General features: G+C 38.1%; 7 protein-coding genes and 1 rRNA gene (1 of these 8 cut by a window edge). All 8 read left to right on the forward strand.

The annotated features are described in order from the left end of the window. Window positions 1-468 carry a DnaA N-terminal domain-containing protein gene (locus Q5794_RS00005; protein WP_374988578.1) on the forward strand — a complete coding sequence of 156 codons (468 nt, stop codon included), beginning with the start codon at window positions 1-3 and terminating at the stop codon, window positions 466-468. A 10-nt stretch (window positions 469-478) separates the two neighbouring features. Then, complete coding sequence (dnaA, locus tag Q5794_RS00010; protein WP_374988579.1) at window positions 479-1,342, forward strand: chromosomal replication initiator protein DnaA; 864 nt, start codon at window positions 479-481, stop codon at window positions 1,340-1,342. 186 nt (window positions 1,343-1,528) lie between these two features. Next, entirely contained in the window at window positions 1,529-2,665 is a 1,137-nt protein-coding gene (dnaN, locus tag Q5794_RS00015) for a DNA polymerase III subunit beta (RefSeq protein ID WP_013054821.1), read from the forward strand. A 100-nt stretch (window positions 2,666-2,765) separates the two neighbouring features. Next, window positions 2,766-2,981 (forward strand): S4 domain-containing protein YaaA, encoded by a 216-nt coding sequence (yaaA, locus tag Q5794_RS00020; protein WP_013054822.1) that lies wholly within the window; start codon window positions 2,766-2,768, stop codon window positions 2,979-2,981. 14 nt (window positions 2,982-2,995) lie between these two features. Next, a complete protein-coding gene (recF, locus tag Q5794_RS00025) occupies window positions 2,996-4,114 on the forward strand; it encodes a DNA replication/repair protein RecF (RefSeq protein ID WP_013054823.1) in 1,119 nt (372 codons plus the stop codon). 240 nt (window positions 4,115-4,354) lie between these two features. Beyond that, complete coding sequence (gene gyrB / locus Q5794_RS00030; RefSeq protein ID WP_215054916.1) at window positions 4,355-6,271, forward strand: DNA topoisomerase (ATP-hydrolyzing) subunit B; 1,917 nt, start codon at window positions 4,355-4,357, stop codon at window positions 6,269-6,271. A 126-nt stretch (window positions 6,272-6,397) separates the two neighbouring features. Continuing rightward, window positions 6,398-8,908 (forward strand): DNA gyrase subunit A, encoded by a 2,511-nt coding sequence (gyrA, locus tag Q5794_RS00035; RefSeq protein WP_215054917.1) that lies wholly within the window; start codon window positions 6,398-6,400, stop codon window positions 8,906-8,908. A 264-nt stretch (window positions 8,909-9,172) separates the two neighbouring features. Then, window positions 9,173-10,000 (forward strand): 16S ribosomal RNA (locus tag Q5794_RS00040) (it continues 724 nt past the right edge of the window).

Consider the following 10,000-nt stretch of genomic DNA (forward strand, 5'->3'; position numbering starts at 1 on the left):
TTGGAAAACATTCATGATTTATGGAATAGAGCTTTAGATCAAATTGAAAAAAAATTAAGCAAACCTAGTTTTGAAACCTGGCTCAAATCGACAAAAGCTCACGCTTTACAAGGAGACACGCTCATTATTACTGCGCCTAATGATTTTGCACGGGACTGGTTAGAATCTAGGTATTCTAATTTAATTGCTGAAACACTTTACGATCTTACGGGGGAAGAGTTAGATGTGAAATTTATTATTCCTCCTAACCAGGCCGAGGAAGAATTCGATATTCAAACTCCTAAAAAGAAAGTCAATAAAGACGAAGGAGCAGAATTTCCTCAAAGCATGCTAAATTCGAAGTATACCTTTGATACATTTGTTATCGGATCTGGAAATCGGTTTGCGCATGCAGCTTCTTTAGCAGTAGCAGAAGCGCCGGCTAAAGCGTATAATCCGCTTTTTATTTACGGGGGTAGGATTAGGTAAAACACACTTAATGCACGCAATAGGACACTATGTGTTAGATCATAATCCTGCCGCAAAAGTCGTGTACTTATCATCTGAAAAATTTACAAATGAGTTTATTAACTCTATTCGTGACAATAAAGCAGTAGAATTCCGCAACAAATACCGTAATGTAGATGTTTTACTGATAGATGATATTCAATTCTTAGCAGGTAAAGAGCAGACACAAGAAGAATTTTTCCATACGTTTAATACGCTTCACGAAGAAAGCAAGCAGATTGTCATCTCAAGTGATCGACCGCCGAAAGAAATTCCTACACTTGAAGATCGACTTCGCTCTCGCTTTGAATGGGGCCTTATTACAGACATCACACCACCAGATTTGGAAACACGAATTGCTATTTTGCGTAAAAAAGCAAAAGCAGACGGCTTAGTTATTCCAAATGAAGTTATGCTTTATATCGCCAATCAGATTGATTCAAATATTAGAGAATTAGAAGGAGCACTTATCCGTGTAGTAGCTTATTCTTCACTAATTAATAAAGATATAAACGCTGATTTAGCAGCAGAAGCATTAAAAGATATAATTCCTAGTTCAAAGCCTAGGGTTATTACGATTCAAGACATCCAACAGATTGTTGGACAAGAATTTAATATAAAATTAGATGATTTCAAAGCGAAGAAACGTACAAAGTCAGTTGCGTTTCCTAGACAAATTGCCATGTACCTTTCTCGCGAACTAACGGATTTTTCGCTGCCTAAAATTGGAGAAGAGTTTGGCGGGCGAGACCACACTACTGTCATCCATGCGCATGAAAAAATCTCAAAACTTGTTCAAACAGATACTGACCTACAAAAACAAATTAAAGAAATAAGTGAATCACTAAAAATATAGGCTTTTTTTACTTGTATTTTGTGTATAAGTGAGTTAGGATTGTACACAGTCTGTCCACATGTGGATAGGCTGTGTTCTCACGTTTTTAGGGGTTATCCACATTTCCACAGCCCCTATTACTACTACTATCTTAAAATATAATAAATAATAAGCTTTTAAACCTACTTTTAAGGAGGATTAATTATTATGAAATTTATCATACAGAAAGACTATCTAGTTCAAAGCGTTCAAGACGTTATGAAAGCTGTATCTTCTAGAACAACAATTCCCATTTTAACGGGGATTAAAATTGTAGCAACTGAAGAAGGTGTTACCTTAACCGGAAGTGATTCCGATATCTCGATTGAATCGTTTATTCCAAACGAAGAAGAAGGAAAAGAGATTGTTGATATCCAAAAACCAGGAAGTGTTGTTCTCCCAGCTCGTTTCTTTAGTGAAATCGTCAAAAAGCTTCCTAAAGACATTGTAGAATTAGACGTCCAAAGTCACTTTTTAACAATCATTCGTTCAGGAAAAGCTGAATTTAACTTAAATGGTTTAGATGCAGAAGAGTATCCTCATTTGCCACAGATCGAAGAAAACAACATGTTTAGATTACCGACAGACTTATTAAAAAACATGATTCGACAAACTGTCTTTGCGGTGTCCACCTCAGAAACACGACCTATCTTGACAGGTGTAAACTGGAAAGTCGATGGCAAAGAATTAACGTGCATTGCCACTGACAGTCACCGTCTAGCTTTGCGAAAAGCGACCATTGAAACTGGAAATGAAGCAACGTATAATGTGGTTATTCCAGGTAAAAGTTTAAGTGAATTCAGTAAGATCCTTGATGATTCTCATGAATTAGTAGACATTGTTATCACGGAAAATCAAGTATTATTCAAAACAAAACATTTACTATTTTTCTCAAGATTATTGGACGGAAATTATCCTGATACTTCAAGATTGATCCCAGCTGATAGTAAAACGGATGTTATATTGAACGTAAAAGAATTCTTGCAATCGATTGACCGCGCTTCTTTATTAGCTCGTGAAGGAAGAAACAACGTAGTAAAACTATCTACGCTGGATGAAGGAATTGTTGAAATTTCTTCTAACTCTCCTGAAATCGGAAAAGTAATTGAAGAGGTACAAAGTCAGTCTATCTCAGGAGAAGAATTAAAAATTTCTTTTAGTGCAAAATATATGTTAGACGCATTAAAAGCCCTCGAAGGAACAGATATCAAAATTAACTTCACTGGTGCGATGCGTCCATTTGTCATTCGAACATTAGAGGATGATTCAATGCTGCAGCTGATTTTACCAGTGCGAACATATTAAATCTCAGAAAGCTACTAGCATGCCGTACTAGTAGCTTTCTTTTCTCAAGGAGAATTATTTAGTAAAATAGAGATACATCATTAGAAAGTGAGAGAGTCGCATGAAAACAGAAGTTAAAATTTCAACTGAATACATTACGCTTGGCCAGTTTTTAAAACTAGCAGACGTCATTCAAACAGGTGGAATGGTAAAATGGTTTTTAAGTGAGCACGAAGTATATGTAAACGGGGAGCTAGAAGAGCGCCGCGGACGTAAATTATATGCAAATGATGAAGTGGATATACCGGCTGCAGGATCATTTGTTGTTATTACTTAAAGTTGGTGAAACGTTTGTATATTAAAGAAATTACTTTAACAAATTACCGAAACTATACGAAGACAACGATTCCTTTTGAAAATAAAGTAAACGTCATTTTGGGTGAAAACGCACAGGGTAAAACAAACGTGATGGAATCGATCTTCGTATTATCTATGGCTAAATCTCATCGTACATCCAACGATAAAGAATTAATTAAATGGGACTGTGAGTATGCAAAGCTATCGGGCATTGTAGAAAAGCATAGAGGGCCTGTTACACTGGATTTAGTCATCTCAACAAAAGGGAAAAAAGCAAAATATAATCACATTGAGCAGAAAAAACTCAGTCAATATATAGGGTCAATTAACACTGTCATGTTTGCTCCGGAGGATTTGAACCTAGTTAAAGGGAGTCCGCAAGTAAGGCGCAAATTTATCGATATGGAAATTGGTCAAGTTTCGCCTGTTTACATGCATGATTTAAGCAGGTATCAAAAGATTTTGCAGCAAAGAAATCAATATTTGAAGCAGCTGCAGACAAAAAAACAAACGGATCTTTCACTTTTAGACGTACTTACGTTACAGTTAAGTGAAATGGCGGCGAAAATCTTAAAAAAACGTTTTGAGTTTTTACAGTTACTCCAACAGTGGGCAGAGCCTATTCATAAAGGGATCAGTCGAGACTTAGAAACATTAAAAATTGAGTATAAGAATTCAATTGATGTATCAGAAGATGCAGATTTGTCGAAAATGTTAGAAGCATATCATCAAAAGTTTGATAAAATAAAAAGTAGAGAAATTGATAGAGGTGTCACCTTAGCAGGACCACACCGTGATGATCTTCTTTTCTACGTCAATGAGAAAGACGTTCAAACATTTGGTTCACAAGGACAACAGCGGACGACTGCTTTATCGTTAAAGCTTGCTGAAATTGAGTTAATTCATCAAGAAGTAGGTGAATATCCAATCTTGCTTTTAGACGACGTATTGTCTGAATTAGATGATTTTCGTCAATCACACTTGCTAAATACCATTCAAGGAAAAGTTCAGACGTTTGTAACGACAACGAGCATTGAAGGAATTCATCACGAGACCTTAGAAAAAGCCGCTACATATCACGTAGAAGCTGGCCAAATTCAAAAGGTCAAATAGCGATTGATCTGTCTAAAAACTTTTCGCAAGGCAATCTAACTGAAATATGATATCATTATAGTTTTAAGTCTATATATTTCAACTCGTACCCTCGATTATGAAAATTTTGTGCATAAGTAAACAAATTGCAAATACATTAAAGGCTCCGTATTATTTCCACATAATATTTGAAAAACATAATACAAAATGATAAATACAGCAGTTTGCTGTTAAAAAAAAGTGCAGGTGATACATTTGACGATGGAACAAAAAGAAGTACAAGCATATGAAGCTGATCAGATACAAGTATTAGAAGGATTAGAAGCTGTTCGTAAACGTCCAGGGATGTACATTGGATCGACGAGCGCAAAGGGTTTACATCATCTTGTATGGGAAATTGTAGATAATAGTATTGATGAAGCGCTGGCCGGCTATTGCGATGAAATTAATGTTATTATCGAAAAGGATAATAGTATTACAGTCAAAGATAACGGTCGTGGAATTCCGGTTGGTATTCAAGAAAAAATGGGCAGACCTGCCGTTGAAGTTATCTTAACGGTTCTTCATGCCGGAGGTAAATTTGGCGGAGGCGGCTATAAAGTATCTGGTGGATTACACGGTGTAGGTGCCTCAGTTGTTAACGCACTTTCTACCTCTTTGGAAGTGCACGTACATCGTGACGGTAAAGTTCATTATCAAAAATATGAACGAGGTGTACCGGCTGCTGACTTAAAAGTAGTTGGAGAAACAGATAAAACAGGTACTGTTATTCAATTCCGTCCAGACAGTGAAATTTTTACAGAAACGCTTGAATACGATTTTGATACGTTAGCTAATCGTCTACGTGAGTTAGCTTTCTTAAATCGCGGCATTAAAATTACGATTGAAGACAAACGTGAAGAAGATAAAAGACGTGAATATCACTATGAAGGCGGAATTAAGTCTTACGTTGAACACTTAAACCGTTCGAAAGAAGTGATTCACGAAGAGCCGATCTATATTGAAGGTAATCGAGACAACATTTCTGTAGAAATTGCTATTCAATATAACGATAGCTATACAAGTAATTTATATTCTTTTGCAAACAACATTCACACATATGAAGGTGGAACGCACGAAGCAGGATTTAAAACAGCGTTAACGCGTGTGATTAACGACTATGCACGTAAAAACAGCGTATTTAAAGACAGTGACGCCAATCTAACGGGTGAAGATGTTCGTGAAGGAATTACAGCTATCATCTCTATTAAGCACCCAGATCCGCAGTTTGAAGGACAAACAAAAACAAAGCTGGGAAATAGTGAAGCAAGAACAATTACTGACTCTGTGTTTGCAGAACACTTAGAAACTTACTTGCTAGAGAACCCTATTGTGGCGAAAAAGGTAATTGAAAAAGGTTTAATGGCTGCAAGAGCAAGAATGGCAGCTAAAAAAGCTCGTGAGCTTACACGCCGTAAAAGCGCGCTTGAAATTTCAAACTTACCGGGTAAATTAGCAGATTGTTCATCAAAAGATCCTTCTATTAGCGAACTCTATGTAGTAGAGGGTGACTCTGCCGGAGGTTCAGCTAAGCAGGGAAGAAGCCGTCATTTCCAAGCTATTTTGCCTTTACGTGGTAAAATTATCAACGTAGAGAAAGCGCGATTAGATAAAATTTTATCTAATAACGAAATTCGTACAATCATTACCGCTCTAGGAACGGGTATTGGTGACGATTTTGATATTTCGAAGACCCGCTACCATAAAATTGTGATTATGACAGATGCAGACGTAGACGGTGCGCATATTCGTACGCTTCTTCTAACGTTCTTCTATCGCTATATGAGACAGATTATTGAGCACGGATATGTGTACATTGCTCAGCCGCCTCTTTACAAAGTTTCACAAGGTAAAAAAGTGGAGTACGCGTACAACGATCGTCAATTAGAAGAGGTATTAGCTTCTTTCCCTGAAGGCGCAAAACCAAACCTTCAGCGTTACAAAGGTTTAGGAGAGATGAATCCTGAACAATTATGGGAAACAACAATGGATCCAGAGTTCCGTACCCTTCTTCAGGTGAACTTGCAAGATGCAATTGAAGCTGATGAGACATTTGAAATTTTAATGGGCGACAAAGTAGAACCGCGTCGTAATTTCATTGAAGAAAATGCTCAGTACGTAAAAAATCTTGATATTTAAATGAACGGTAATACCCTTTATATTTTTTATAAAGGGTATATAAACGTCAGGATAGAGATAGGTTCTATCTTGCGTTTACATATATATGAATTACTATACTGAACTTCGCGAAGGAGGTTCTTATCGATGTCAGATAAACCAAACTCTCAAATAAGAGAAGTAAATATTAGTCAAGAAATGCGCGCATCCTTTTTAGATTATGCAATGAGCGTAATTGTATCGCGTGCTTTACCAGATGTAAGAGACGGACTTAAGCCTGTGCACCGTCGTATTTTATATGCAATGAATGATTTAGGTATGGGATCGGATAAGCCATATAAAAAATCAGCTCGTATCGTAGGAGAAGTAATTGGTAAGTATCACCCACACGGCGACTCAGCTGTATATGAAACAATGGTTCGTATGGCACAAGATTTTAGCTATCGTTATATGCTGATTGACGGTCATGGAAACTTTGGATCTGTTGATGGAGATGCAGCAGCAGCTATGCGTTACACAGAAGCAAGAATGTCAAAAGTTTCGATGGAACTGTTACGTGACATCAATAAAGATACAATTGATTACCAAGATAACTATGACGGTTCTGAGCGTGAACCAATTGTATTACCTGCTAGATTTCCAAATTTACTTGTAAACGGTTCAGCCGGAATTGCGGTAGGTATGGCGACAAATATTCCTCCGCATCAGTTAGGGGAAGTCATTGACGGCGTTTTAGCTGTAAGTCAAGACCCTGATATCACAATTGCAGAGTTAATGGAGATTATTCCAGGCCCGGACTTCCCAACTGCAGGACAAATTCTTGGCCGCAGCGGAATTCGTAAAGCGTATGAAACTGGAAAAGGTTCTATTATTGTTCGCGCAAAAGTAGAAATTGAAGAACAAAGCAATGGTAAACAAACTATTATTGTTCATGAACTTCCTTACCAAGTAAATAAAGCAAAGCTAATTGAAAAAATTGCCGAGCTAGCTCGTGATAAGAAGATTGATGGAATTACGGATTTACGAGATGAGTCTGACCGTTCGGGTATGCGTATTGTTATTGAAGTAAGACGTGATGCAAATGCAAATGTTTTATTAAACAACTTATATAAGCAGACATCTCTTCAAACAAGTTTTGGTATTAATACCCTCGCATTAGTAGATGGACAGCCAAAAGTATTGAACTTGAAGCAATGTCTACAGTACTACTTAGATCATCAGGTAGTGGTTATTCGCCGTCGTACTGAATTTGAACTTCGAAAAGCAGAAGCACGTGCGCATATTTTAGAAGGTTTAAAGATTGCTCTTGATAATTTAGATGCTGTTATTGCTTTAATTAGAGGTTCTCAAACAACAGATATTGCACGTGAAGGATTAATGACGCAGTTTTCGTTATCTGAAAAACAAGCGCAAGCTATTTTGGATATGCGCCTACAGCGTTTAACAGGATTAGAGCGAGAGAAGATTGAAGCAGAATATCAATCTTTATTAGCGCTAATTGCTGAATTAAAAGCTATTTTAGCAGATGAAGAAAAAGTATTAGAAATTATTAGAGAAGAACTAATAGAAGTAAAAGAAAGATTCAATGACGGACGTCGAACAGAAATCGTAAGCGGAGGAGCTGAAATTATTGAAGACGAGGATCTGATTCCTCGCCAAGATATTGTTATTAGCTTAACGCACAACGGCTATATTAAACGTTTGCCTGTTTCTACGTATAAGAGTCAGCGAAGAGGCGGAAGAGGTATTCAAGGAATGAATACAAACGAAGATGATTTCGTTGAACATCTTCTAACAACATCTACCCATGATACGATTCTCTTCTTTACAAATAAGGGAAAAGTCTATCGGACAAAAGGATATGAAATTCCAGAGTACGGAAGAACGGCTAAAGGGATACCTATTATTAACTTGTTAGAAGTAGACAAGGGTGAGTGGGTAAATGCCATCATTCGCGTCGATGAATTTGTAGACGATTGGTATCTATTCTTTACTACAAAACAAGGAATTTCTAAGCGTACACCTTTATCTTCTTTTGAGAACATTCGAAATAGCGGACTTATCGCCTTGAATTTAAGAGAAGAAGATGAATTGATTTCTGTTAAATTGACAGATGGTAAGCGCGATATGGTTATTGGAACGAAGAAGGGTATGTTAATTCGTTTTAATGAAAATGATGTTCGTTCAATGGGACGTACAGCTACTGGAGTTAAAGGAATCACTCTCGATTCAGAAGATGAAGTAATCGGTATGGAGATTCTCGAAGAACAATCAGATATCTTGATCATTACGAAAAATGGTTACGGAAAACGTACGCCGATTGAAGAATATCGTGTACAAACAAGAGGCGGTAAAGGTTTAAGAACATGTAATATCACTGATAAAAATGGTGATGTTGTCGCACTGAAATGCGTATCTCAAGAAGAAGATATTATGCTTATCACAGTAAGCGGCGTTCTTATCCGTGTTTCTGTTTCAGATATTTCACAAATGGGCCGTAACACACAAGGTGTCAAAGTCATCCGTTTAGGAGACGAAGAGTTTGTTTCAACGGTTGCAAAAGTACAAACTTCAGAAGATGAAGACGAAATATTAGATGAATTAGACGAACATGAAGAGACAGATATAATAATTGAAGCTGAAGAAACGGAAGAATAAAAAAAAGCCCCTGAAAAAGAAGGGGCTTTTTTTATGTAAAAAAACCTTGCCATAGGCTTTTCATTTTGGTAATATATAAAAAGTCAGCAAAACATATATGAGGTTTTTAGTAGTTTTAAAAAAGTTATATAAAAGTGTTGACAACGATTCTTATAAAGTGTTATTATATAGAAGTCGCTTTAAGACAAGAGTTCTTTGAAAACTGAACGAAATAGTAAACGTCAACGTTAATTTTTTATTTTTTAAATTGAGCAATCAAACATTTCTTCGGAGAGTTTGATCCTGGCTCAGGATGAACGCTGGCGGCGTGCCTAATACATGCAAGTCGAGCGAACTGATTAGAAGCTTGCTTCTATGACGTTAGCGGCGGACGGGTGAGTAACACGTGGGCAACCTGCCTGTAAGACTGGGATAACTTCGGGAAACCGAAGCTAATACCGGATAGGATCTTCTCCTTCATGGGGGATGATTGAAAGATGGTTTCGGCTATCACTTACAGATGGGCCCGCGGTGCATTAGCTAGTTGGTGAGGTAACGGCTCACCAAGGCAACGATGCATAGCCGACCTGAGAGGGTGATCGGCCACACTGGGACTGAGACACGGCCCAGACTCCTACGGGAGGCAGCAGTAGGGAATCTTCCGCAATGGACGAAAGTCTGACGGAGCAACGCCGCGTGAGTGATGAAGGCTTTCGGGTCGTAAAACTCTGTTGTTAGGGAAGAACAAGTACAAGAGTAACTGCTTGTACCTTGACGGTACCTAACCAGAAAGCCACGGCTAACTACGTGCCAGCAGCCGCGGTAATACGTAGGTGGCAAGCGTTATCCGGAATTATTGGGCGTAAAGCGCGCGCAGGCGGTTTCTTAAGTCTGATGTGAAAGCCCACGGCTCAACCGTGGAGGGTCATTGGAAACTGGGGAACTTGAGTGCAGAAGAGAAAAGCGGAATTCCACGTGTAGCGGTGAAATGCGTAGAGATGTGGAGGAACACCAGTGGCGAAGGCGGCTTTTTGGTCTGTAACTGACGCTGAGGCGCGAAAGCGTGGGGAGCAAACAGGATTAGATACCCTGGTAGTCCACGCCGTAAACGAT

The organism is Priestia megaterium (assembly GCF_041941685.1).
GTDB classification, from domain to species: domain Bacteria; phylum Bacillota; class Bacilli; order Bacillales; family Bacillaceae_H; genus Priestia; species Priestia megaterium_C.